This window comes from Dyella sp., from assembly GCF_035486915.1.
GTDB lineage: Bacteria > Pseudomonadota > Gammaproteobacteria > Xanthomonadales > Rhodanobacteraceae > Dyella_B.
In genome coordinates this window covers 18918-42701 of record NZ_DATHMR010000207.1, presented here as the reverse complement: position 1 = coordinate 42701, position 23784 = coordinate 18918, and the positions used below count along the sequence as shown (strand labels likewise).

Sequence of the window (23784 nt, the reverse complement as noted above, 5' to 3'; positions counted from 1 at the left end):
GAAACCGGAGTGGTTCGAATGACTGCCAACGATTTCATCCAATTCGGCGTGTATCTGGTTGTCCTGCTGCTGCTCGTCAAACCGATGGGCATATACATGACCCATGTGTTTGCCGATCAACCCAATCGCGTCACCCGCCTGGGCGGCGGCGTGGAGCGTTTCATCTATCGCATCTGCGGCGTCAAAGCCGATGAAGACATGGGTTGGAAGCAGTACGCCATCGCCATGCTCGTCTTCAATGTGTGCGGCATGGTTGCCGTCTACGTTTTCCAGCGCACGCAGCAGTGGCTGCCGTTGAATCCGCAGCATTTCCCGGCACTGTCGCCGGATCTGTCGATCAACACGGCCATCAGCTTCATCACCAACACCAACTGGCAGGCTTATTCCGGCGAATCGGCGATGAGCTATCTCACGCAGATGGCCGCGCTGGCGGTGCAGAACTTCTTGTCTGCAGCGACGGGCATCGCTGTGCTGATCGCCGTGGTGCGCGGTTTTGCGCGCAAGACGACGAAGGGCATCGGTAACTTCTGGGTCGATCTGACGCGCACCACACTGTATGTGCTGATGCCGTTCTCGTTCCTGCTGGCGATGCTGCTTGTCTCGCAGGGCGTGATCCAGAACTTGAAGCCGTATGTGGACGTGCCAGTGGTGCAGACCAGCTCGTACACCCAACCGGTCACTGACGCGGCTGGCAATCCGGTCAAAGATGCCTCTGGCAATCCGGAAACAAAACCTGCTCAGACCACCACGCAGACCCTTCCGATGGGTCCGGCTGCCTCGCAGATTGCGATCAAGATGCTGGGCACCAACGGTGGCGGTTTCTTCGGTGCCAACTCCGCGCATCCGTACGAAAACCCCACGCCTTTCTCCAATTTCCTGGAAATGCTGGCGATCTTCCTGATCCCGGGCGGTCTGTGCATCACCTTCGGCCAGATGGTCGGCGACCGGCGTCAAGGCTGGGCGATTCTTGCCACGATGCTGGTGATCTTCATTCCGCTGGTCATTGGCGTGACGGCAGCAGAGCAGTCTGGCAATCCAATTCTGCATTCGCTGTCGATCGATCAGCACGCCTCTGCGTTGCAGTCCGGCGGCAATATGGAAGGCAAAGAAACGCGTTTCGGTGTCGCCGCGAGCAGTCTGTTTACGGCAATCACCACGGCCGCTTCCTGCGGTGCGGTGAACAACATGCACGACTCGCTCACTCCGCTCGGCGGCCTGGTTCCGATGTGGCTGATGCAGTTGGGCGAAGTGATCTTCGGCGGAGTGGGTTCCGGCCTTTACGGCATGCTCGCCTTTGCGGTGGTCGCGGTGTTTATCGCGGGCCTGATGGTCGGCCGCACGCCGGAATACCTGGGCAAGAAGATCGAAGCGTACGAGATGAAGATGGCGAGCCTTGCCGTGCTGATTCCCTGCGCGCTCGTCGTGATCTGCACCGCTATCGCCGTGATGACGCCCACCGCAACCGCCACCGTAGGCAATCCGGGGGCGCATGGCTTCAGTGAAATCCTCTACACGGTGACGTCGGCGACCAACAACAACGGCAGCTCGTTCGGCGGACTCTCCGCGAACATTCCCTTCTGGAACGTCATGCTTAGCGTGTGCATGTTCTTCGCACGCTACACGCTGGCCATCGCCATGCTCGCGCTGGCAGGCTCCGTAGCTGCCAAGAAACATGTACCCGAATCCGCCGGCACGTTGCCTACGCATACGCCGCTCTTTGTCACGCTGCTGGCCAGTGTGGTGATCATCGTCGGCGCACTCACCTTTTTGCCTGCGCTCGCGCTCGGTCCCATCGCCGAATATTTGATGTCGGCGCACTGATCCGTTCGGGCTGATTGAATAGGAATTCTGATTCCATGACTTCGAATACACACGCCGTTAGCAGCTTCGATCGCGCGCTGATCTGGAGAGCCGTTGCGGATGCGTTCCGCAAACTTTCACCGCGGCTGCAATTCCGCAATCCGGTCATGTTTGTGGTGTTCGTCTGTAGCGTTCTCACTACGTTGCTGTGGGTGCAGGCGCTTGCCGGTCACGGTGAGGCGCCGACCGCGTTCATCTTCTGGGTAAGCATCTGGTTGTGGTTCACGCTGTTGTTCGCCAACTTCGCCGAAGCATTGGCCGAAGGTCGCGGCAAGGCGCAAGCCGCCGCGCTGCGCAGCTCGCGCAAGGACGTCGTTGCCAAGAAGTTGGCCGAACCCAAGCGCGATGCCGCCATCGTGTTCACGCCATCGAGCGAATTGCGGACCGGCCACTACGTGCTGGTGGAAGCGGGCGAGCAAATTCCCGGCGACGGTGAAGTGGTCGTCGGTGCAGCGAGCGTCGATGAAAGCGCGATCACCGGCGAATCCGCACCGGTGATCCGCGAAGCAGGTGGCGATCGCAGCGCGGTGACCGGCGGTACGCGCGTCCTATCGGACTGGCTGGTGGTGAAGATCACCAAGAACCCGGGCGAAAGCTTTCTCGATCGCATGATTGCGATGGTGGAAGGCGCGTCGCGTCGCAAGACGCCGAACGAAATCGCGCTGACCATTTTGCTGGCGAAGTTCACGCTGATCTTCTTGCTGGCCTGCGCTACGCTGCTGCCCTACTCCATCTACAGCGTGCAAGTGGCGGGCAAGGGCAATCCGATCACGTTGACCGTGCTGGTTGCGCTGCTGGTTTGCCTGATTCCCACGACGATTGGCGCACTGCTCTCGGCCATCGGCATTGCGGGCATGGATCGCATGATCCGCGCCAATGTCATCGCGACATCCGGTCGTGCGGTGGAAGCCGCCGGCGACGTCGACGTGTTGCTGCTGGACAAGACCGGCACGATCACGCTTGGCAACCGTCAGGCCGTTGCATTCCACCCGGCGCCGGGCATTGAAGAGCGCAGCCTGGCCGACACGGCACAGCTTGCATCGCTCGCCGATGAAACGCCGGAAGGCCGCAGCGTCGTAGTGCTGGCGAAGGAGCGCTTCAACCTGCGCGAGCGCGAACTGGAATCGCTGCACGCCGAATTCGTTCCGTTCACCGCGCAAACGCGCATGAGTGGCGTGAACATGGGCGAACGCCGCATTCGCAAAGGCGCGCTGGATGCCGTGGAACGCTATCTCGAAAGTCTCAACAGTCATCTTCCGGCGCCTGTGAAGCGCATGGCCGAAGACATCGCACGCCGCGGCGCGACGCCGTTGATCGTCACCGAAGGCGACCGCGCACTGGGTGTGATCGAGCTGAAAGACATCGTGAAGGGCGGCATCAAAGAGCGCTTCGCGGAACTGCGCCGCATGGGCATCAAGACCGTGATGGTGACAGGTGACAATCCTCTCACCGCTGCAGCCATCGCTGCCGAGGCCGGTGTCGACGATTTCCTTGCCGAAGCCACACCCGAAGCGAAGCTCAAGCTGATTCGCACCATGCAGGCACAAAGCCGCCTGGTCGCCATGTGCGGCGATGGCACCAACGACGCCCCTGCACTCGCACAAGCCGACGTTGCAGTTGCGATGAACACCGGTACGCAGGCGGCGAAAGAAGCCGGCAACATGGTGGATCTGGATTCCAATCCGACCAAGCTCATCGAAGTGGTGGAAATCGGTAAGCAGATGCTGATCACGCGCGGCTCGCTGACCACCTTCTCGATCTCCAATGACGTGGCCAAATACTTCGCGATCATCCCGGCGGCGTTTGCCACCACCTATCCGGCGTTGAACACGCTGAACGTGATGAAGCTGGCGACACCGCAGAGCGCCATTCTGTCGGCGGTGATCTTCAACGCACTGATCATCATTTTCCTGATTCCGTTGGCGCTCAAGGGCGTGAAGTACCGCGCACTCGGCGCCGGTGCGCTGCTGCGCCGCAATCTTTTGGTCTACGGCCTGGGCGGCATCGTAGTGCCGTTCATCGGTATCAAGTTAATCGACATGCTGTTGGTCCTGTTTGGACTCGCCTGAGGAGGCGTTGTTATGCAAACCGTGAAACTGTCCGTCTCGTTACCCGATGCTGATCATCCGCAAATGGAATTACGTGTCACGTCAAATGATTCCGACTGCGATGTAGTGATAGAACTTCCGGTACGCGGCCAGCCCAGGGGAGGCACCGCGACAGCTTCCGAAGCGCCGACGACGGCAGAAGACGAATACGTGCTTGGCGGTTACGCCGGCATCTGACAAAAAATTCGGTGTCGCTACTGGGCGACGCCGGCCCAGTAATGACTCGTTTGAGAGGAAGTTATGTACGTCAAGAAGGCTCTTGTCACCTCTATCCTGCTAGCTGCCGCGCCGCTGTCGCAGCAGGTGTTGGCGCAATCGACCAACGTCAGCAGCATGCCCGTTAGCAACATGCCGGCATCTCCGGTCGTGGCTGAAAGTAGCGATTGCAGCCGCGGTTTCTTCTCGCGCTTGATCAGCGCCTATCGTGAAGACGCGCAGCCCGCTGATCCGAATGCTCCAACCCCGCCGCGTCGTGCGATGGATGCACCATTCGATTCGGCGCCCTTTCCGAACTCCGAATGGCAGCTTGGCGGTGTCGACACACCTATTGGCGTGCCCGACACCAACAATAACTATCCGCTCGAAAAAGCGCTCGGCTGTACCAAGCTGGGTCAGTGGATGCAGCGCAATCGCATCGAGACGTACGGCTGGATCAATCCATCCTTCAATCTCAGCACGTCCAACTTCACCAACTATCCCGTGTCTTACGCCACGACTCCCAACAAGCTGGAGCTAGACCAGTTCCTGTTCCGTATCGAGCGCCTGCCCGACACGGTACAGACCGACCATATCGACTGGGGCTTCCATTTCGATAACCTGTACGGATACGACTATCACTACACCACGATGAAGGGTGTCTTCAGCAACCAGCTGTTGAACAACCCCACCGCGAATGAACCCCTGCAGGGCAAGGTCAACGGCGACGATCCGATGATCTGGTACGTTGACCTGTATATCCCGTGGGTTGCTCAAGGCATGCAGATCACGGCTGGTCGTTATCTGTCGCTGCCGGATATTGAGGCGCAGTTCTCACCGGAAAATTACCTGGTGACGCACTCGATCCTATACACGGTGGACGCATATACGAACGTCGGCATCATCACCACCACCAAGCTCAACAACAATTGGACGCTGCAGTTAGGCGTGCATGGCGGTGACGATTCGGCACCGTGGAATAGCACCAGCCGCCCCAGCCTGCAGGCTTGTGTGCGCTGGGTATCCAATTCCAATAACGACATGCTTTACCCCTGCATCGAGTCTTACAACGGTGACAAGCAGACCTACAACAACCTCCAAGAATTCGTCACCACTTGGGGCCATCGGTTTACTAAAAACATTCATATGCTCACCGAGGCCTACTACATTTACGTCAAGGACCAGCCGGGTGCCCCAGAGGGTGTGCCAGGTTACGCCCTTGGCGATGCGCCGCCTTTTCCCATCGGCATCAATCCTGCCTACGGTATCGTCAACTATTTCAACGTCGAGTTGAACGCGAGCAACATGATCTCGTTCCGCAACGAGTTCTACGACGACGCTCAGGGGCAGCGCACCGGGTTCGCCACACGCTACTCCAGCCATACTCTCGGCTTGACGCACTGGGTGACATCAGATCTGGAAATTCGTCCGGAAATACGTTACGACCGCGCGTACGATTTCCCCGCTTACAACAACGGCAAAAAGTATTCGCAGACGATCGCCTTGATCGACGCGATCCTGCACTATTGAGGTGATAAGCATGAGCCGGTTGATTCGCAATGCACTAACCATGTTGGTGGTGATGACCATCATCACCGGCTTGATCTACCCGATGGTCGCCACCGGCGTGGCGCAGGTGCTGTTTCCGCACCAGGCCAACGGCAGCCTGATCGAACGCGATGGCAAGCCGATCGGTTCCGAACTGATCGGGCAGAACTTCGACGACCCCAAGTATTTCTGGGGTCGTCCGTCTGCCACTACGCCACAGCCGTATAACGGCACCGCGTCGAACGGTTCGAATCTGGGCCCGACCAACACTGCGTTGCGCGATGCCGTCCAGCAGCGCATCGATGCACTGCGTAAGGCCGATCCGGGCAATACCGCGCCGGTGCCGGCGGATCTGGTCACGGCATCGGGCAGCGGTCTTGATCCCGAAATCACCCCTGCGGCGGCGCAGTATCAGGTGGCACGCGTTGCGCGCATACGTCACTTGAGCGAGCAGCAAGTGCAGACACTGGTGGCGCAGTTCACACGGGGTCGCCAGCTGGGTTTGCTTGGCGAACCGCGCGTCAATGTTCTGCAGTTGAATCTCGCACTGGATGGCCAGCAGGCACATTGAGATGGCATTTCCGACGATGTCACAACGCCAAGGAAGGCGACTTTCCTCTGCCACGATTCCGGCGCAAGCCGGAGTCCAGTGTTTTGACGTGATCTCTAAAAAGCTCCTGCTGCATCGCTACTGGATTCCAACCGTCTGCGATGACAGAAGGAAAGACAGTCGCATTCGCAAACCATTGCGCGCATGATGTCCGGCATCGGTAACTCAACGACTGCCCATGACCGAAACGTCCCGTGAAGCGCGCGCCGATGCCCTGCTCGATGTCGTACAGGAAGATAGCCATCGCCGCCTGAAAATTTTCCTTGGAGCAGCACCCGGCGTAGGCAAGACCTACGCCATGCTTTCGGCTGCACGCGAGTTGAAGCGTCAGGGCGTGGATGTGGTAATCGGCCTCGTAGAAACGCACGGCCGCGTCGAAACGGCGGCATTGCTCGAAGGCCTCGAAGTTCTTCCGCGGCTGGTTTTAAGCTATCAGGGTCGCGATTTCACCGAGTTCGATGTCGATGGCGCGCTCGCGCGCAAGCCAGACATTCTGCTGGTCGACGAACTCGCACACCGCAATGTACCCGGCAGTCGACACGAACGACGGTGGCAGGACATCGCCGAATTGCTCGATGCAGGTATCGAGGTCTACACCGCACTCAATGTGCAGCATCTGGAAAGTCTCAACGATCAGGTGCGGCGCATCACTGGCATTACGGTGCGCGAAACCGTACCGGATGCGTTTCTCGATCGCGCGCGCGATATCGTGCTGGTCGACCTTCCACCGCGCGAACTGATTGCACGTTTGCGCCAAGGCAAGGTCTACATGCCGGAAACGGCTGCCGCGGCGCTCGATGCCTTCTTCTCGCCGACCAATCTCGGTGCATTACGCGAGCTGGCAGTAGATACCGTTGCTGGCCATGTCGATAGCGATCTGCGCGAACACATGCTGGCGCGCGGCGGTGCGATGCCGGTGCGCAGGCGCGTCATGGCGGCTATCGACGGGCATGCGCAAAGCGAATATCTCGTGCGCATTGCGCGACGTATCGCCGAGCGGCGCGGTGCACCGTGGAGCGTTGTTTTCGTCGATACGGGGGCAACGCTGGACAGCACGCGGCGGGAGCGTGTCGATACCGCGATGCGCCTCGCGCGCCGTCTTGGCGGCGACGCAACCGTATTGCGCGGACATGCGATTGCCGACGAACTGCTCTTGCACGCCGACCGCGAAGGCGTCGGCCAAATCATTCTCGGCCGCACGCGCGAGCGCCTGCTGGCGCGCATGGTCGGACGCTCGCTGACGCAGCAGCTGCTGCGTCGCGGCGCGCATCTTGAGTTGACTATCGTCGCCACACCGACAGAGCGCGCGCAGGCGCGCAGGCGATTACGCTTGATGCCGGCGAGAGGACGGCGCGACGAATACGTTTTTGCGACCGTAGTGACAGCGATTGCCATCGGACTGGCGTTTATCGCCGACCGCTATCTATCCGTCGCCAATCTTGCGCTGATTTTCCTCACCGCCGTGATGACCGTTGCGGTTCGCACACGCATGGCTGTGGCGGTGTATACCGCGATCCTGTGTTTCCTCGGCTACAACTTTTTCTTTGCGCCGCCGCGCTACACGCTGGCCATCTCCAACTCCGATGATGTGCTGGCAGTAACGCTATTCCTGGCGGTCGCGCTGATTTGCAGCCGGCTTGCAACGCGCCTGGCAAGCCAGGTGGAATCGTTGCGCGCCGCGCACGATCAGTCGCACGCATTGCTAACGCTGGGCCAACGCTTGACCGCCAGTGCCGATGCGGATGGCGCGCGCGACGTGGGTGCTGCTGCGCTGGCGCACGGCTTGCGCTGTGACGCAGCGATTCTGGCGCGCGACGTCGAACATCATTTGCAAATTGCCGCGCACAGCAATCCCGAATTGAAACTGACTGCGCAGGATCTCGCTGCAGCAGAATGGTGCGAACAACACGCCGAACCGGCGGGCCGCTTCACGGACACGCTCAACGCGGCGCGCTGCTGGATGCTGCCGCTCGGCAGCGAAGATCGTCGCCTGGGTGTCGTGGCGCTGCGCTTTGAAAATGGCGGTGCACCGGATATCGAACGCCGCAGTCTGGCGCTGGCGATGGTGCAAGACATCGGTCAGGCGCTCGAACGCGCGCGTCTTGCGTCGGAGCTGGAAGGTGCACGCGTGCAAGGCGAAACGGAGCGTTTGCGCAATGCGCTGCTCTCGTCCGTATCGCACGATCTGCGCTCGCCACTAGCGTCGATGATCGGCTCAGCTGGCACGCTCTCCAGTTATGGCGAACAGTTGCCCGCCGGCGAACGGCAGGAGTTGCTCGACGCGATTCTGGGCGAAGGTCAACGTCTGGATCGTTATATCCAGAATCTGCTCGACATGACACGCCTAGGCCATGGCACGCTCAAGCTCAATCGCGACTGGACCGATGCCGAGGAGATCGTTGCCTCTGCAGTGACCCGTTTGCGCAAGCTGTTTCCGGAATTGCGTGTCGATTGCATCCTGCCGAACGAAACCGTGCTGCTGTTTGTGCACCCGGCATTGATCGAGCAGGCGCTGTTCAACATTCTGGAGAACGCCGCGCGTTTCTCGCCGCCGGGCGAAGCCGTGCGTGTGCTGGTGCGTGTCGCAGGCGACCGTTTGTTTATCGACGTCGTCGATCGCGGCCCCGGCATTCCGGAAGAAGAACGCGCGCGCATCTTCGACATGTTCTATTCCGTCGCCCGCGGCGACCGCGCGCCACAAGGCACCGGCCTTGGCCTGGCAATCTGCCGCGGCATGATCGGCGCACACGGCGGCAGCGTGGAAGCCTTGCCTGGTGAGGGCGTTGGGACCACCATTCGCATCAGCCTGCCATTGCCCACACCGCCGACCCCATGACTGCTGCCAATCCGTGCGCCTTGGTCATCGATGACGAGACGCAGATCCGCAAATTTCTCGATATCGGTTTGCGTGCCGAGGGCTATGACGTGCTGCTTGCCGCCAATGCTGCCGAAGGTCTGGCTCTGGCAGCAACGCGCGATCCGGATGTGGTTATTCTGGATATCGGCCTGCCCGATCGCGAAGGGCACGATGTATTGGCCGAACTGCGTCAGTGGACGCAAGTACCCGTGTTGATGCTTTCCGTGCGCGACACGGAACAGGAAAAGGTGAAGGCGCTGGACGCGGGCGCCAACGATTACATGACCAAGCCGTTCGGCATTCAGGAGCTGATGGCGCGACTGCGCGCGTTGATGCGCAATCGTGTTGGCAATGCCGAGGCACCGCCGCGTTACGATGATGGACATCTGCATATCGACCTGGGATTGCGCGAAGTGATGCTCGATGGTGCGCCGCTCGCACTGACGCGCAAGGAATACGCGGTGCTCGCGATGCTCGTGCGCCATGCCGGCCGCGTGGTCAGTCAACAACAATTGCTGCGCGAAATATGGGGCGGCACGCACGTGCAGGACACCCACTACCTGCGCATCGTGCTCGGCAAGCTTCGACAAAAACTCGGCGATGACCCCACGACACCGCGATGGCTGAAAACCGAGCCCGGCGTGGGTTATCGATTTCTGCCAGGCGGCTGACGACACGCTGCCACACCGTCGCGCATAAAAATCCCCGGCAACGTGTGCTACCGGGGATGGAATGACACTGGCATTGCAAACTCGCTCAAGGATCTTAGCGCGCTACGAACGAAAGAAACTTCCCTGTTCGTAATGCTCCACATGTAGCTGCCGGCCATGAGGGTGACAAGCAACGTGTGGAATTTAGGGAGAAGCGCAACGGCGATATATCGGACCACGCTGAAATACGAGCCTTGTCGCACGCTCATCGGACAATGACGAGATTCGCGTGGCAATGACTCGCGCTATTCGCGCAAGCGCGGCACGCCATGTACATCGCGCTCTTCGATAGCGATGGGGCGCGTGTCCAGACGCCCACCCACCACATCAGCAACGGGCAACGGTTCGGCATTATCGCCACGAGCCATGGCGATGGCGTTGCGATAGCAGCGTTGCGCCAGGGCGGCATCGCCGATGCCTGTATACGTATCGCCGAGTGCTTCCCACGCGTTGGCGCCAGGCGCGAGCGCCAACGACCGCTCGAGGTACTGACGCGCTTTGGTCCATATCTTCAGGCGAACGCACATGCGGCCCAGGGCAAGCAACAGGCTTGGATCGTTGGGATGTCCATCCAGCCAACTTTCGGCGCGGCGCAGACGCGCGTCCAGATCGTCGCCCGCGAGCGTGCCGTAGGTCTCAACCAGCTGTGATGACCATTCGCGGCGTAGCGCCGATTCCACTTCGTCCATGGCGGGAAGCGTGAGTCCGTACACCGCAGCTTTGCGGGCATAAGCGTCGACAACTGCGGGCGCACGCCGCTGCGATTTCGGCAACGACGACCACAAGGCGTTGAGCACGGCACCGTCACCTGCGCCATTGAGACTGGCGACGAGAATCTGCGTTTCGAGTGCGTTGTAAGCGCGCGTGCCGAGCACGCCGCTTTTCTGCAATGGATCGAGTGCTTCGCGCGCGCGGCGCGTGTCGCCGTTGGCCAGCGCTGCCAGCGCGTATTCGCGCCAGCCACCTGGGCTCAGGCTGCCGCTGTCGGCTTCGGACGTAAGCAGTGCCAGCGCTTCCGCAGGTTTGCCGTCGCGACGCAAGACGCGTGCACGCAGAACACGCGCGGCACGTGGCGCAACCTGCGCAGCCTCATCCAGCGACTCAAGCGCACGTGCGTGTTCACCGCGGCGCGACGACGCTTCCGCTGCAGCAAGTAACGCAGGGCCACGCAGCGTATCAAGACGCGACGCACGATTGAGATCGCGTTCGGCATCGCTGTGACGGCCTTCCATCAACGCCACAAGACCGTCTGCAAGACGTTGCTGACTGACGCGGCGATGACGACGCGAGAAGGCGCCAAACGGCCAACGCACGACACGCCACAACACGTTGATCCCTGCCCACAAGAGCACAAGCAGCACCACCGCGGCGAGCAAACTGGTTTGCGCGGTGACGCCACGAAAACGGATCAAGACATAACCGGGATCTTCCGCCACCCAGTGCCAGCAGAACGCTGCGACCGCGGCTACGATCACCAGCAGCAGAATCCAGCGCCAAAGCTTCATGGCTTGTTCCCTGCCGGTGCGGCGGTGCTGCTTCCGCTATCGGGTTTCAAAGCGTGTACGGCACGCAGATTGCGTAACTCACTCAATGCGCCGCCGAGTTTGACCGGAATGGCAGGCTTGAGCTGATTGCTCATGGTGGCCAGATGCTCGCGGGCCTGCAGCACTGCCGCCGATTGCGGATCGAATTGGGTGGCCAGTCCCGCATCGGCACGCTTGAGTGCCGCGGTACAACCGTTGTCATCCCATGCGAGCAATGAGGCCTGCGCCTGCGCCAGATCGAGCGCAATCAGTTCGCGCGCGATACGCGCATCGGCGATATCGACGGGCGCACCGTTATCGCGCTGAATCTGGATCACGCTGTGCAAAGCACGCACGATGCGCGCCCACACCCCGTTGTCCTGATTCGCGGCAGGTTCGTCCAGGGGCTTCAAGGGCAAGTTGGGAAGATCGTTGCGCAACTGCATCACGGTATCGAGCAACTGTTCGCGATCGGCCACCTGACTTTTCAGCAAGGCATCGTGCTCGGCATCGATGCTTTGACGCACACCGTTGAACGCATTGTCGTTCACGCCCGCCAACGTTTGCGATGCAAGCGCATACGCCTGCGCGGCACCTTGCGCATCGTGGAACAACGTGTAGCGCTCCATGCCCATGCGCAACAGGGATTCGGTTTCATCCAACCGCATCGCGTCCTGGCCGGAAAGTGTCCTTTCGGAAAGCCGGCCGACGGCTTCTTCCAGATCGCGCATGCGCTGATCCTGCGCGAGCAATTCCTCGCGCAGCGAATGATTGACCTGATCGGCATCGTTCAGACGCTGCAATAAAACAGTGTCCTGACCGTTGGCAGCGGTAAGCGCGTGTTCCGTGGCGGTGACGCGATTCTCAAGTCCCGTGGTCGTGCGCAGCGCGACGGTGCTGATTTGGGTGAGTTTCCACTGCTTCCACGCCACGTAACCCACGCCGATCAACGCGATCAGGGCGATCAACAGGGTCAGCGCAAGCGTGCCGCCGGTGGAACGCGGCGGTGTCGCTGGTCGGCTGACACGCGGGGCGTCGGAGGGCACGCCCGTGGGCGCGGCGGAGGTGCTTTCGGGGGTGAGGTCGTCCTGGCTCATGCGCGCATGCTAACAGCCCGCGCGGCCGGCTTAGTGGGGTGTACGTGAACAGATCTTGCAGGCGGCTGCCAGCAAATCCTCCGAGTGGGCGGAGCTTGCCATCTCGACCCTGGAAAAGCCGTCCAATCGGGCAAGTTCCGCGATCCGGTCGCTGCTCACCACCGCGACCGCACGGCGCAAACGATCCCGCGCGGCCACGGGTAAAAATGTCAGCAGATGACGCATGGCGTCGGCGCTGGAAATGAGCACGCACGCGGTACTGGGAAGTTGCATGACTGCATCGATGTGACGCCGGTTCAAGCGCGGCGCACCGCGGGTATAGACATGCACCTCGCGTACCGTCGCACCGCGTTTGGCGAGCTGTTCCTGCAAGAGACCGCGGCCGTCCGGTGCCGTAATCAGCGCCACGCGCCGACCTTGCAAGGATTGCAGCGCCGGTAGTGCAAGTACGCCTTCGCTGTCTTGCCGTGTTGTGGGGACTTGCGCATCCACACCATGCCGAAGCAATGCACGCGATGTGCCCTGCCCGGTAGCGACGACAACGGCACGCGTGTCCAGCGCCGTCAGCGCCGTGGCATATCGCACCGCGGCGGGGCTGGTGAAAATCAGTAGATCGTCGCCTTGCGCCTGCTGCCATTGCGCGCGTGCCGCGTCGACATCGGACACGGCACGCAGGGAAAGTCACGGCAAGAGCAACGGTGTACCGCCAAGCGTGCGGACACGCCGCGCCAGCGACGAGCCGGTACCCGCAGGACGGGTGATCACAACCGTACAGCCGGCCAATGAACTGCCGTGTTGTGAAGACTGCGCGCTCACGCCTGTTTCGCCGATATCCGGGTTGGGTCTGGAGTGTAGCGTCTACACTGTATGCCCCACCTCCTCTTCCTGTTGATGTTCGATGGACAAAACCGCTCTGCATACCGCCGCCCGGGCATTGGTCGCATTTATTCACGATGGCATTCCGCTGGCGCGGGCGATGGCACTCGAACTGGGGGATTACGACGGCGAGCGACTGATCCTTCGCAGCCCGCTGGCGCCCAACGTCAACGACAAAGGCTGCGCGTTCGGCGGCAGCCTCGTCAGCCTGATGACACTGACCGGCTGGGGCCTGGTCGAATTGGCGCTGCGCCAGCGCGGCGAAGATTGCGATGTGTACGTGGGCGAATCGACCGTGCGCTACCTGAGTCCGGTCTGGGAGGATTTCCAGGCAGTAGCACAGCCTGCGCCGCACGCAGACTGGACCACGTTCTTCGCCACGCTCGCCATACGTGGTCGTGCGCGTATCGGCGTAACGTGTCAGATTCCCGGTGACGAGGGCAAACCGGCCGCTACCCTTGAGGCACAGTTCGTGGCGAAGCGTCGCACTACTGCGGCAGAATAGGTTGTCCTGGAGGGGAGGCTCGTCTCATGCGTCGAATCGTCGGTCCGTTGGTGCTGTCCACCGTGCTGCTGTTATCCGGCTGTGCCACCGACAAACGCAGCGATTCGCTGAGCCATACGCTGCTGGAATACGCCAACGCGGTGCGCTGGGACGGTTTCGAAGCGGCCCAGCAGTTTGTCGACCCCAAGGTCCGCGAGGCACACCCGATCACCGACTTCGATCGCCAACGCTTCTCACAACTGCGCGTGAGCGACTATGACGATGGCAACGGTCCCATTCCCGGCAGCGATCCCAATGAGGTCCGTCAGACGGTAGACATCGGACTGATCAACCTTCACACCCAGGCCGAGCGCCACATCATCGACCACCAAGTTTGGAAGTACGACCAGGCGAAGAACAAGTGGTGGCTCGAAACGGGGCTGCCCAATCTCGATCTGGCAGCGCCCGCCAATACCAACTACTGAGCCACGCCAGGCAAACCCGGCACCTTCCCTGCGGGTATAATCTGCCGTTTACCTGCAACCGCGCGGTTCGTCCGCGCCCGTGGACGGTCCATGAACGATTTTATGCACAAGCTGCCCCAGTTCGTGGGCAACCATTTGTTTTTGGTCGCGTTGTTGGGAGCGCTGATCGTTGCGCTGTTCATCACGCAGGTGATGGTGTGGATGCGCAAGTACACCGAGCTGACGCCAGCTGGCCTGACGCAACTGATCAATCGCGATACGCCACTGTTGATCGACCTTTCCGCCAGCGCCGACTTCGAAAAAATGCACGTACCCGGCGCCAAGCACGTCGCGATGAGCCAATTCGATCCGGAAAACAAGGATCTGGCGAAGGCGCGTGAGTTGCCCGTGGTGGTGATGGACAAGGACGGCCGCAATACGGACAGCGCGGCGCAGCGACTGGTCAAAGCGGGCTTTACGCGTGTCTACACCTTGAGTGGCGGCGTACTGGCCTGGCAGGCGGCGCAGTTGCCCACGGCGAAAGGCCGCAACTGATCAGGCTTCGTGGATGCCCGCGCGTGCGGCGAGAATCTGCGCCAGCACGTCGGGTGCGTAATCGAACGAATCGTAATAAAGCCGGTCTTCGGGCAGACCGGCATCCGTAAACAGTTTTCGTCCGGCATCGATCATCGCTGGCGGTCCGCTCATGTAGACATCATGACCGGAAAGATCCGGTTGATCCTCGAGCACCGCTTCGTGTACGAGTCCCGCACGCATGCCATCACGACGTGCCAATTCCGCATCGGAAAGCACCGCGTGAAAACGAACATTCGGTGTGACGGCCGCCCAGCGTTCGGCGAGCGAACGTTGATAGAAATCTGCGGGACTGCGCGCACCCCAATAGACGCTCATCGTGCGGCGCGTGCCGAGCGCGAGAAAATGTTCGACGATCGCTTTGACCGGCGCAAAACCCGTACCGCCCGCCATGAAAATCATGGGCCGCTCCGAATCTTCACGCGGCACGAACGTGCCGAGCGGACCTTCGATGCGCAGCGTGTCGCCTTCCTTGAGCACATCGCACACCCATGACGTAAAACCACCGCCCGCCACGTGACGAACGTGCAGTTCGATCACGCCATCGGCCTGTGGGCCATTCGCAATCGAAAACGGTCGACGGCGTCCGTTGTCCAGCAACACGTCGAGATATTGGCCGGGCAACCAGTTCAATCGCGCCTCGCCTTCCACGGGTTGCAAATGCAAGCCGATGACATCGGGGGCAAGCTGCCATTTGCGCGTTACCCGCACATCGAGTTGACGACGCGCCACGTCTTCGACAGAAGTGATTTCGCGTACTGCCACGATCAGATCGGTCAATGGCGCGGCCTGACACAGCAAGACGGCGTGACGTGAGCGGTCATGCACATCCAGCGCAGTGGGAGGATTGCGCGGATAATCGCAACGGCCTTCGATCAGTGTGGCCTTGCAGCTGCCGCACACACCCGCGCGACAGGAATACGGCAGCGCGATGCCCGCGCGCTGCGCCGCTTCCAGCACGGTTTCGCCGGGCAGAACGTCGAAACGGCGACCGGAACTTGAGAGAGTGACGATATACACGGGACGCATTGTCGCCGCTGGGGTGGTCGGCGGACAATGCGGGCTGATCAGGCGAGTATCAACACATGCGCATCTGGAAACAGGATATCGACCTTGCCAGCCTCAACGGCTGGAGCACCAACACGCTGATGGAGGCGATTGGCATCCAGATCACGGCCGTGGGCGACGATTGGCTTCAGGGCACCATGCCCGTGGACCGCCGCACGCATCAACCCTACGGCCTGCTGCATGGCGGCGCCTCGGTGGCGCTGGCCGAAACGCTGGGCAGCACGGCGGCGATGCTGACGCTGGATGCGGCCAAGGAACGCGCGGTGGGGCTGGATATCAACGCCAATCATGTGCGCGGCGTGCTCAGCGGAACCGTCACCGGTACGGCGCGTCCGCTGCATCTTGGCCGATCCACGCAGGTGTGGGAAATCCGCATTGAAGACGAAAACGGCAAACTCGTGTGCATTTCACGCCTGACGATGGCGGTGGTGCCCGCCACCGCCGTAGGTTCGCGTTGATGCCATCCTTCCCGTGGGCGCCACGTCGTGATGGTTGACGAAACGCCGTACGCGCGCCTCACGCCCGATCTTGTGCTCGATGCCGTCAATGCGTGCGGCTTGTGGCCCGACGGCCGCCTGCTTGCGCTCAACAGCTACGAAAACCGGGTCTGGCAGGTCGGCGTGGAAGATAGCGTGCCGGTGATTGCAAAGTTCTATCGGCCCGGTCGATGGAGCGACGCGGCCATTCTGGAAGAACATGCCTTCGCACTGGAACTCGCCGATGCGGAGATTCCGGTGGTCGCGCCCAGCGTTTACACCGGCCGGACGTTGCTGCATTACGACGGTTATCGCTATGCGCTGTCGCCACGACATGGCGGCCGCGCGCCATCGCTTGAATCGGCCGATCAACTGGAATGGCTGGGCCGGTTGATTGCACGCATGCACACCGTCGGCACACGTGCATCTTTCGTGTATCGCGGCCGCATCGACCGCGAAACGCTGATCGAAACGCCCATGCAGGCCGTGCTTCAGTCACATCTGCTGCCCGCAACGTCGATCGATCGTTATCACGACGCGGTGGAACGCGTGGATCGCGCTGTCGCCGCGCGCTTCGATGCCGTGGGCCCAGTGCGTACCATGCGATTGCATGGCGATTGTCATCCGGGCAATGTACTTTGGACGGATGCAGGCCCGCACTTCGTCGATCTGGACGATGCGCGCATGGGTCCGGCTGTGCAGGATTTGTGGATGCTTGCGCATGACCAACGCGCCATGGATGCGCTGCTGGAAGGCTATGGCTCGATGCGTGATTTCGATCACGCAGAACTTGCGCTTATTCCAGCGCTACGTGCCATGCGACAAGTGCATTATGCCGGCTGGATTGCGGCGCGTTGGCAGGACCCGGCCTTTCCCGCCGCGTTTCCGTTTGCTGCCGAGCCACGCTGGTGGGAACAACACATCACCGACCTGCACGAGCAGGCGGAAGAACTCGAATAAAGACAATAGAGGTATTGAATGCGCCAGATTTTGTTTCGTCTCATCGGCATTTTGGAAGTTGCAGGCGGTTTTTATGGCATGGCCAGAGTGCTGCCGCGCCTGCTGGAATTCGGACCGCTGCGCACCGCAGCGATCGGCCTGATCGAGTTGGCGCTGTATGTATTTGTGCTGGTGGCCGGCGTGTTGCTGATCGAAAACAGCGAACGCGGCATTCGCCTCTCCAGCGTCGCGCAGCTGCTGCAGTTACCGCTGGTCGCCACGTCGATCTTCAGCTACGCGTTCCACTGCGGTGGTTTTGTGAACCTGTACACCACGCTGCATATTCCTACTCACCCGGATATCGGGTGGCATTTCGGCAGCGAGGGCTTCATTCTGCAATTCGCTGGTCCGGCTTTGGCGCATGTGGGCATTAACCTCCTGGCCCTGCTGTCCTGGCTGATCCTCAAGCTTCGCTGAAGATCGCCGGCCAAAACGGTCCATTCGCGCACGGCGGGTTATCATGGCGGCATGAATAGCTCGTCGCCCGTCGCCAGATCCACGACCGATCTGCCTGTTATCCGCCTCAAATCCGATCGCACGCCAGGTCATCCCTGGGTGTGGTCGGCGCAGGTCAACAAACCCGAAACACGCCTTCCACCCGGCAGCGTGGTCGATGTGGTGGATGCGAAGAACCGTTTTGTGGGTCGCGGTTTCTGGAATGGTCACGCACGCATTGCGTTGCGCCTGCTGACAACCAACGTCAACGAATCGATTGACGCCGACTGGATTGCGGCGCGTATCGAACGCGCAGTCACGCTTCGTCGCGAATTGTTGAAGCTCGACAGCGTAACCGACGCATGGCGCGTCGTGCACAGCGAAGGCGATGGCCTATCCGGCCTTGTCGTAGATCGCTACAACGACATTCTGGTGATCGAATATTTCGCCGCCGGCATGTGGAAATTCCGCGACGCGATTCATGCCGCGCTGCTGCGTCAGTTCCCGGGTGCGCGCTTGTACTGGTTTGCCGAAACCCATGTGCAAAAGCAGGAATCGTTCGATTGCCGCGCGATGGAAGCGCCCACTCCCGTAGAAGTGCATGAACACGGCCTGCGTTTTCACGCCGCGCCGGGGTACGGTCACAAAACAGGCTTCTTTGCCGATCAGCGCGAAAACCGTCAGCGCTTCGCCGAACTGGCGCGCGGTCGTCGCGTACTTGATCTGTGCTGCAACGCGGGCGGCTTTGCGATACATGCCGCAGCTGGCGGCGCAAGCGAAGCGATCGGCGTCGATATGGATCCGGGCATTCTGGAAATCGCTCGCACCAATGCATCGGCGAACAATCTCGCCGTGCGTTTCGAGCAGGCCGATATCTTCGACTGGCTACGTCAGGCCGTCGCGCGCGGCGAGCGCTACGACGCGGTGATCCTCGATCCAGCCAAGCTCACCCGTGATCGCACCAAGGTGATGGATGCGCTGAAAAAATACTTCGCCATGAACCGCCTCGCGCTCGACGTGATTCCGCCCGGCGGCCTGCTGTTGACGTGTTCATGCACCGGCCTGGTCAGCGAAGCGGATTTTCTAGAGATGCTGCGCCGCGTCGCACTCAATGCCGGCCGCGAAATACAGATACTGGAAACGCGCGGCGCGGGCGCCGATCACCCGGTGCGCGCCGACGTACCGGAAAGCCGCTATCTCAAAGCAGTGTTTTGTCGGATTGACTGATCGGCTTGGCGCCCACGCGCCACAGCAAAATCAGCAAATACGCGAGCACAAGAAACGCGATCAGTAAGAACACTGCATTGCGTAATGTCGTGGCATAGCCCAGTACCGATGCGTCGATGAACCCGTAAGGATAAGCATTGATCATCGCGCCGCGAATCATGGCGTAAACGAAATAGATCAGCGGATAAAGACTCCACCGAAACGGCGACGCCCAACGAAGCCGCGTGCCACGCAATGCGATAAAACTGAAAAGTACGTACAGCAACGGCACCACGTAATGAAGCAGCACATCGGCGATCAGTTGCAAACCTTGCGGCTTCCATACGTGCCGTAAAAGCAGGAAGTACGCAACGCTGACAAAGGCGATGCTGGCTGCCACCCAGCCGATGGCGACAGGCCTTACGAAAAATCGGCCCATCGACGATGCCGGGGCTATCAACGGCGATGCCGAGGCAAATAAGACCAGAAAGTTGGTGGTGATGGTGAAAAACCCCAAGTACAACACCACCCCGTAGCCAAGTGTTTTACCGTTCGCTTCGGCGAGACGCAGGGAAAGGTAAAACTGGAGCGCCAGCGCGATGAATACCACCGCCGCCGTCAAACCAAGCATCGCCTTAACTGCTTTGCCTGATGTCGCCATAGCATCCCCCGATCCGTAAGGATTGCCTGATACTACCCGCAATCTCAGGGACTGATACGCCAGCGCGTAAACTGTGCCCAGACAGCCCGGAATCACCCATGCCTCTGATCGATATTCTGCTGATCCTACTTATCGTCCTGCTCATCTTGCAGGTCATCACCCTGCTGCGCGGCCGCGGCGACGCGGGCCTCAACGCCCGCCTCGATACCCTGAAGGACGACAACCGCCATTTGCGCGAAGCGCTGGCGCAAGAACAACGCGCCGGCCGCAGCGAACTCAGTCAAACACTCCTGCAATTCGGCCAACGGCTGGATACGCTGACCGAACGCACCGATACCAGCATCCAGGCGCTCAACCAACGCCTCACCGAGGATGCGCGCCGTGGCCGCGAAGAACTCACCACCACTCTCACTCGTCTTGGCGAACAACAACAGCAACAATTGAAAGAACTCACCGCCGACAACGAAAAGCGTCTTGGCGAAGTTCGCACCACCCTGGAAACCAAGCTCGGCGCCATCCAGCAGGACAACGCGACCAAGCTGGAACAAATGCGCGCAACCGTGGATGAAAAACTGCAATCCACGCTCGAAACGCGCCTTGGCCAGTCCTTCAAGCTCGTCTCCGAACGACTGGAAGCCGTGCAGCGCGGCCTCGGCGAAATGCAATCGCTCGCCAGCGGCGTGGGCGATCTGAAGCGCGTGCTCAGCAACGTCAAAACACGCGGCATTCTCGGCGAAATGCAACTGGGCGCCTTGCTCGACCAAATGCTCACACCCGAGCAATACGCCTCAAACGTCGCCACCGTTCCCGGCTCCGACGAACGCGTCGAATTCGCCATCAAGCTGCCCGGCGGCGACCGCGACAGCCAAGTGTGGCTACCCATCGACGCGAAATTCCCACGCGAAGACTACGAACGCCTCCTCGACGCACAACAACTAGCCGACGCCGAAGGCGTCGAACGCGCCGCGAACATGCTGGAACGCCGCATACGCGACGAAGCCAAAACCATCCGCAGCAAATACATCGCCGTGCCGCACACCACCGACTTCGCCATCCTCTTCCTGCCCACCGAAGGCCTTTACGCCGAAATCATCCGCCGTCCAGGCCTGTTCGAAAGCCTGCAACGCGAGCAACGCGTCACCATCGCCGGCCCCACGACACTCTCTGCACTCCTCAACAGCCTGCAAATGGGCTTCCGCACACTCGCCATCCAACAACGCAGCAGCGAAGTGTGGCAATTGCTCGGCGCGGTGAAAAACGAATTCGGCAAATTTGGCGACGTGCTGAAAACCGTGCGCAAAAAACTCGACGAAGCCGGCAAACATCTCGATACCACCACCACTCGCACACGCGCCATCGAACGCAAACTGCGCGACGTGGAATTGCTTCCCGGCGAACAGACCCAGCAACTGCTGGGTGATTCCGCGGCAAACGAAGACGAAGCAAGCGAAGACTAGCAAGTCACCCGCCGTTGCCTTGGCTCTCCGGCCTTGGCTCTCCGGCCTTGGCTTTCTGCCCTTTGCTTTTCATAGAGTGCGCGAAGCGCACCGCTCTTGCTCTTCAGTTCCCTTATGCGGTGAGTGAGGCGGGGACGAAAAGGCCCGCAGGGGAATCGGCATGGATGCCGATTCCTTTTCGCCAGGGTAGGAGCCCTGTCGAAAAGCCCGGCCCCGCCTTACGTCTCGGAGGGCGCAGCCCAGAGAACACCGCATACGGGATGCCCTTTCTCTGGATTACTTTTCTTGACTCTGGGCATCCATGCCCCGCGCCCTTCGGGCCAGATTCGCTGTTCGCACACGCTCCTGCGTGTGCGTGGGCACGCAAAGAAAAGTGACTCGGCCGTCGGTAGACGGACGAAACGCCCGCCGCGCAGGCGAGCAACCTGGCGCCCACGCACAAATGAAAAATGACGTCACTGGATGACCAGCTTCGCTGTTGTGAAGCGCCTCCTGCCTGCGCAGGAATGACGGGATAAACGTTGAGGCAAGTTGAGCTGAGCGGGCTCAATTCAACGCATGCGCGGCAGCTTTCTCAATCAGCGCATCATCCGGCCTAACACCCGTGTAAAGCACAAACTGCTCCACCGCCTGCAACACAATCACCTCGCCCCCCGTAATAACTGATTTCCCAAGCGACTGCGCCAACCGAACAACAGGTGTCAGAACCGGCAACGCCACCACATCAAAGACCATTCGCGCCGATTCGACTTCCTCTCGGCTAAACGCCAACGCACCCGCCTCAACACCACCTTCCATCCCAATCGGCGTCACATTCACCAACAACTCCGCATTCAAACCAGACGTATCGGCCGCCCACGCATACCCGCAAACATCAGCCAATCGGCGCCCCGCTTCTTCATTACGCGCAACAATATGCCCCAACGCAAACCCAGCATCACCAAACGCGCACGCCACCGCCTTCGCCATCCCGCCACTACCGCGCAACACCACACGCGTTTGCGGCGAAATACGATGACGCTCGATCAACTTGCGTATCGCGATGTAATCCGTGTTGTACGCACGCAAAAAACCATCGTCATTGACGATCGTATTGATCGACGCAATCGCCTGCGCCGACGCATCGATCTCATCCACCAGTGGAATGCACGCCTCCTTGAACGGCATCGAGACCGCGCAACCGCGAATCCCCAACGCACGAATACCCGCAATCGCCGCAGGCAAATCCTTCGTCGTAAAGGCCTTGTAGACAAAATTCAGATCCAGCGCCTCATACAGAAAATTCTGAAAGCGCGTTCCGAAGTTGCCCGGGCGTCCGGACAGGGACATGCAAAGCTGGGTGTCACGGTTGATCGATCGAGGCATTTCACAGGCCCTGGGTTAGTCGGCAAGGTCCGCCATTGAAACCGGCCAAAACGGCCCGAATGTCCAGCGAACCCGTCAAGCATACCCACCCTGCCAGGCCAGCCGGTGAACCATCCGAACCCGGCAGGCTTGACGCCAGCGCTACACTTACCCGCCTGAGCACGTTTCAAGGAAGCCGCATGAGCGAGCACAACACATCCAACGGGGTTACCCGCGACGAAGCCGAAGAAGCCGTGCGCGTTTTGCTGCGCTGGGCGGGCGAGGACCCCTCCCGCGAGGGTCTGATCGATACGCCCCGGCGCGTCGTCAAAGCCTATAAAGACTGGTTCAGCGGTTACGAGATCGATCCGGGCGAATACCTGCGCCGCACCTTCAAGGAAGTGGCCGGCTACGACGAGATGGTGGTGCTGCGCGACATCGAATTCGAAAGTCATTGCGAACACCACATGGCGCCGATCATCGGCCGCGCCCACGTGGGTTACCTGCCCACCAATCGCGTGGTCGGCATCAGCAAGCTCGCGCGCGTTGTCGATGCCTACGCGCGGCGCTTTCAGGTGCAGGAGAAGATGACGGCAGAGATCGCCCGCTGCATCCACGACAACCTCCACCCGAGCGGCGTGGCGGTGGTGGTCGATGCCAGCCACGAATGCATGACCACACGTGGCGTGCATAAACGCGGCGTGTCGATGATTACCAGTCAGATGCTCGGCAGCTTCCGCGACGATGCACGCACGCGCGCGGAGTTTCTGGATTTCATCGGCATCCACGGCGGCCGTCGCTGATGCGCGCGTTGGTCGCCGCGCTGTTGTTCCTGCCGCTCGCTGTGCTGGCCCAGGGCACGGCATCGGACCTTTTCCACACCATGGATACCAATGGCGACGGCCGGATCAGCGAAGACGAATACGTGGTGTACATGAGCCAGGGCTTCTACCGCCTGGATCGCAACCACGACAACATTCTCGAATCTGACGAGCTACCCGGCGGCCGCGGTGGCCCGGTCACGCTCAAGCAGTGGCAGGACAACCTGCGACGCGAATTTCACAAGCTCGACCGCAACCACGATGGCTACCTCAGCCCGCGGGAACTGGCCCAGCCGCCGATGTAACCGTCGCGGCAGGCTTCCCTGCGTCGTTTCGCACACTTTCAGCCCATGCCAAGGCTGGTCCCATCGGCTATCGTTCGCGCTCCACC

General features: G+C 60.7%; 24 protein-coding genes. 17 read left to right on the top strand and 7 right to left on the bottom strand.

Annotated elements, in window-relative coordinates; all coding sequences use genetic code 11:
• Window positions 1-18: 18 nt before the first annotated feature.
• The 7 genes from kdpA (at window position 19) to VK725_RS17540 (ending at window position 9849) form a co-directional block, all read left to right on the top strand.
• Complete coding sequence (gene kdpA / locus VK725_RS17570) at window positions 19-1821, top strand: potassium-transporting ATPase subunit KdpA (RefSeq protein ID WP_345786050.1); 1803 nt, start codon at window positions 19-21, stop codon at window positions 1819-1821.
• A gap of 35 nt (window positions 1822-1856) precedes the next feature.
• Window positions 1857-3929: a potassium-transporting ATPase subunit KdpB gene (kdpB, locus tag VK725_RS17565; RefSeq protein WP_325319356.1), complete on the top strand. Its 2073-nt coding sequence runs from the start codon at window positions 1857-1859 to the stop codon at window positions 3927-3929.
• A 12-nt stretch (window positions 3930-3941) separates the two neighbouring features.
• On the top strand, window positions 3942-4145 hold the full coding sequence (locus tag VK725_RS17560; protein WP_325319355.1) for a hypothetical protein: 204 nt from the start codon (window positions 3942-3944) through the stop codon (window positions 4143-4145).
• A 63-nt stretch (window positions 4146-4208) separates the two neighbouring features.
• Window positions 4209-5693 carry an outer membrane beta-barrel protein gene (locus VK725_RS17555; protein WP_325319354.1) on the top strand — a complete coding sequence of 495 codons (1485 nt, stop codon included), beginning with the start codon at window positions 4209-4211 and terminating at the stop codon, window positions 5691-5693.
• A 10-nt stretch (window positions 5694-5703) separates the two neighbouring features.
• Window positions 5704-6282, top strand: coding sequence for a potassium-transporting ATPase subunit KdpC (kdpC, locus tag VK725_RS17550; RefSeq protein WP_325319353.1), 579 nt, complete (start codon window positions 5704-5706; stop codon window positions 6280-6282).
• A gap of 217 nt (window positions 6283-6499) precedes the next feature.
• A complete protein-coding gene (locus tag VK725_RS17545; protein WP_325319352.1) occupies window positions 6500-9157 on the top strand; it encodes a sensor histidine kinase KdpD in 2658 nt (885 codons plus the stop codon).
• Window positions 9154-9849 carry a response regulator gene (locus VK725_RS17540; RefSeq protein WP_325319351.1) on the top strand — a complete coding sequence of 232 codons (696 nt, stop codon included), beginning with the start codon at window positions 9154-9156 and terminating at the stop codon, window positions 9847-9849. The genes VK725_RS17545 and VK725_RS17540 overlap by 4 nt, the downstream gene beginning before the upstream one ends.
• A 284-nt stretch (window positions 9850-10133) precedes the next feature.
• Here VK725_RS17540 and VK725_RS17535 read toward each other — a convergent pair whose 3' ends face one another.
• From VK725_RS17535 to VK725_RS17520, 4 genes are read right to left on the bottom strand one after another with little or no spacing between them, the layout of a single operon-like run.
• Window positions 10134-11393: a heme biosynthesis HemY N-terminal domain-containing protein gene (locus tag VK725_RS17535; protein ID WP_325319350.1), complete on the bottom strand. Its 1260-nt coding sequence runs from the start codon at window positions 11391-11393 to the stop codon at window positions 10134-10136.
• Complete coding sequence (locus VK725_RS17530) at window positions 11390-12508, bottom strand: uroporphyrinogen-III C-methyltransferase (RefSeq protein ID WP_325319349.1); 1119 nt, start codon at window positions 12506-12508, stop codon at window positions 11390-11392. Before VK725_RS17530 ends, VK725_RS17535 begins: the two co-directional genes overlap by 4 nt.
• A 30-nt stretch (window positions 12509-12538) precedes the next feature.
• Window positions 12539-13174, bottom strand: coding sequence for a uroporphyrinogen-III synthase (locus VK725_RS17525; protein ID WP_325319348.1), 636 nt, complete (start codon window positions 13172-13174; stop codon window positions 12539-12541).
• A gap of 15 nt (window positions 13175-13189) precedes the next feature.
• A complete protein-coding gene (locus tag VK725_RS17520; protein WP_325319347.1) occupies window positions 13190-13324 on the bottom strand; it encodes a hypothetical protein in 135 nt (44 codons plus the stop codon).
• 82 nt (window positions 13325-13406) lie between these two features.
• Between VK725_RS17520 and VK725_RS17515 the strand changes: the two genes are divergently transcribed.
• The 3 genes from VK725_RS17515 to VK725_RS17505 all read left to right on the top strand — a co-directional run bounded on the left by VK725_RS17515 (window position 13407) and on the right by VK725_RS17505 (window position 14887).
• A complete protein-coding gene (locus VK725_RS17515) occupies window positions 13407-13889 on the top strand; it encodes a YiiD C-terminal domain-containing protein (protein WP_325319346.1) in 483 nt (160 codons plus the stop codon).
• 26 nt (window positions 13890-13915) lie between these two features.
• Window positions 13916-14353: a hypothetical protein gene (locus tag VK725_RS17510; protein ID WP_325319345.1), complete on the top strand. Its 438-nt coding sequence runs from the start codon at window positions 13916-13918 to the stop codon at window positions 14351-14353.
• 90 nt (window positions 14354-14443) lie between these two features.
• Window positions 14444-14887: a rhodanese-like domain-containing protein gene (locus tag VK725_RS17505; RefSeq protein WP_325319344.1), complete on the top strand. Its 444-nt coding sequence runs from the start codon at window positions 14444-14446 to the stop codon at window positions 14885-14887.
• On the opposite strand, the gene VK725_RS17500 is transcribed toward VK725_RS17505, so the two are convergent.
• Window positions 14888-15955: a 2Fe-2S iron-sulfur cluster-binding protein gene (locus VK725_RS17500; protein WP_325319343.1), complete on the bottom strand. Its 1068-nt coding sequence runs from the start codon at window positions 15953-15955 to the stop codon at window positions 14888-14890.
• 56 nt (window positions 15956-16011) lie between these two features.
• Here VK725_RS17500 and VK725_RS17495 point away from each other — a divergent pair, with 56 nt between their 5' ends.
• Genes VK725_RS17495 through VK725_RS17480 form a run of 4 tightly spaced genes read left to right on the top strand, consistent with a single transcriptional unit; the run spans window position 16012 to window position 19131 of the window.
• On the top strand, window positions 16012-16452 hold the full coding sequence (locus VK725_RS17495; protein WP_325319342.1) for a hotdog fold thioesterase: 441 nt from the start codon (window positions 16012-16014) through the stop codon (window positions 16450-16452).
• Window positions 16453-16482: 30 nt separating this feature from the next.
• Window positions 16483-17430, top strand: a complete 948-nt coding sequence (locus tag VK725_RS17490; RefSeq protein WP_325319358.1) for a serine/threonine protein kinase — start codon at window positions 16483-16485, stop codon at window positions 17428-17430.
• 18 nt (window positions 17431-17448) lie between these two features.
• Entirely contained in the window at window positions 17449-17886 is a 438-nt protein-coding gene (locus VK725_RS17485; protein ID WP_325319341.1) for a hypothetical protein, read from the top strand.
• Between the two features lie 51 nt (window positions 17887-17937).
• Window positions 17938-19131, top strand: coding sequence for a class I SAM-dependent rRNA methyltransferase (locus VK725_RS17480; protein WP_325319340.1), 1194 nt, complete (start codon window positions 17938-17940; stop codon window positions 19129-19131).
• Here the strand turns inward: VK725_RS17480 and VK725_RS17475 are convergent.
• Window positions 19103-19741: a Pr6Pr family membrane protein gene (locus tag VK725_RS17475; RefSeq protein ID WP_325319339.1), complete on the bottom strand. Its 639-nt coding sequence runs from the start codon at window positions 19739-19741 to the stop codon at window positions 19103-19105. The genes VK725_RS17480 and VK725_RS17475 overlap by 29 nt on opposite strands.
• Window positions 19742-19869: 128 nt before the next feature.
• On the opposite strand from VK725_RS17475, the gene rmuC reads away from it, so the two are divergent.
• Complete coding sequence (gene rmuC / locus VK725_RS17470) at window positions 19870-21228, top strand: DNA recombination protein RmuC (protein WP_325319338.1); 1359 nt, start codon at window positions 19870-19872, stop codon at window positions 21226-21228.
• Window positions 21229-21774: 546 nt separating this feature from the next.
• On the opposite strand, the gene VK725_RS17465 is transcribed toward rmuC, so the two are convergent.
• Complete coding sequence (locus tag VK725_RS17465; protein ID WP_325319337.1) at window positions 21775-22593, bottom strand: shikimate 5-dehydrogenase; 819 nt, start codon at window positions 22591-22593, stop codon at window positions 21775-21777.
• 179 nt (window positions 22594-22772) lie between these two features.
• On the opposite strand from VK725_RS17465, the gene folE reads away from it, so the two are divergent.
• Together folE and VK725_RS17455 are read left to right on the top strand one after the other, a co-directional pair.
• Entirely contained in the window at window positions 22773-23375 is a 603-nt protein-coding gene (folE, locus tag VK725_RS17460) for a GTP cyclohydrolase I FolE (RefSeq protein WP_325319336.1), read from the top strand.
• On the top strand, window positions 23375-23698 hold the full coding sequence (locus VK725_RS17455; RefSeq protein WP_325319335.1) for an EF-hand domain-containing protein: 324 nt from the start codon (window positions 23375-23377) through the stop codon (window positions 23696-23698). The genes folE and VK725_RS17455 overlap by 1 nt, the downstream gene beginning before the upstream one ends.
• The last annotated feature ends 86 nt before the right edge of the window (window positions 23699-23784 follow it).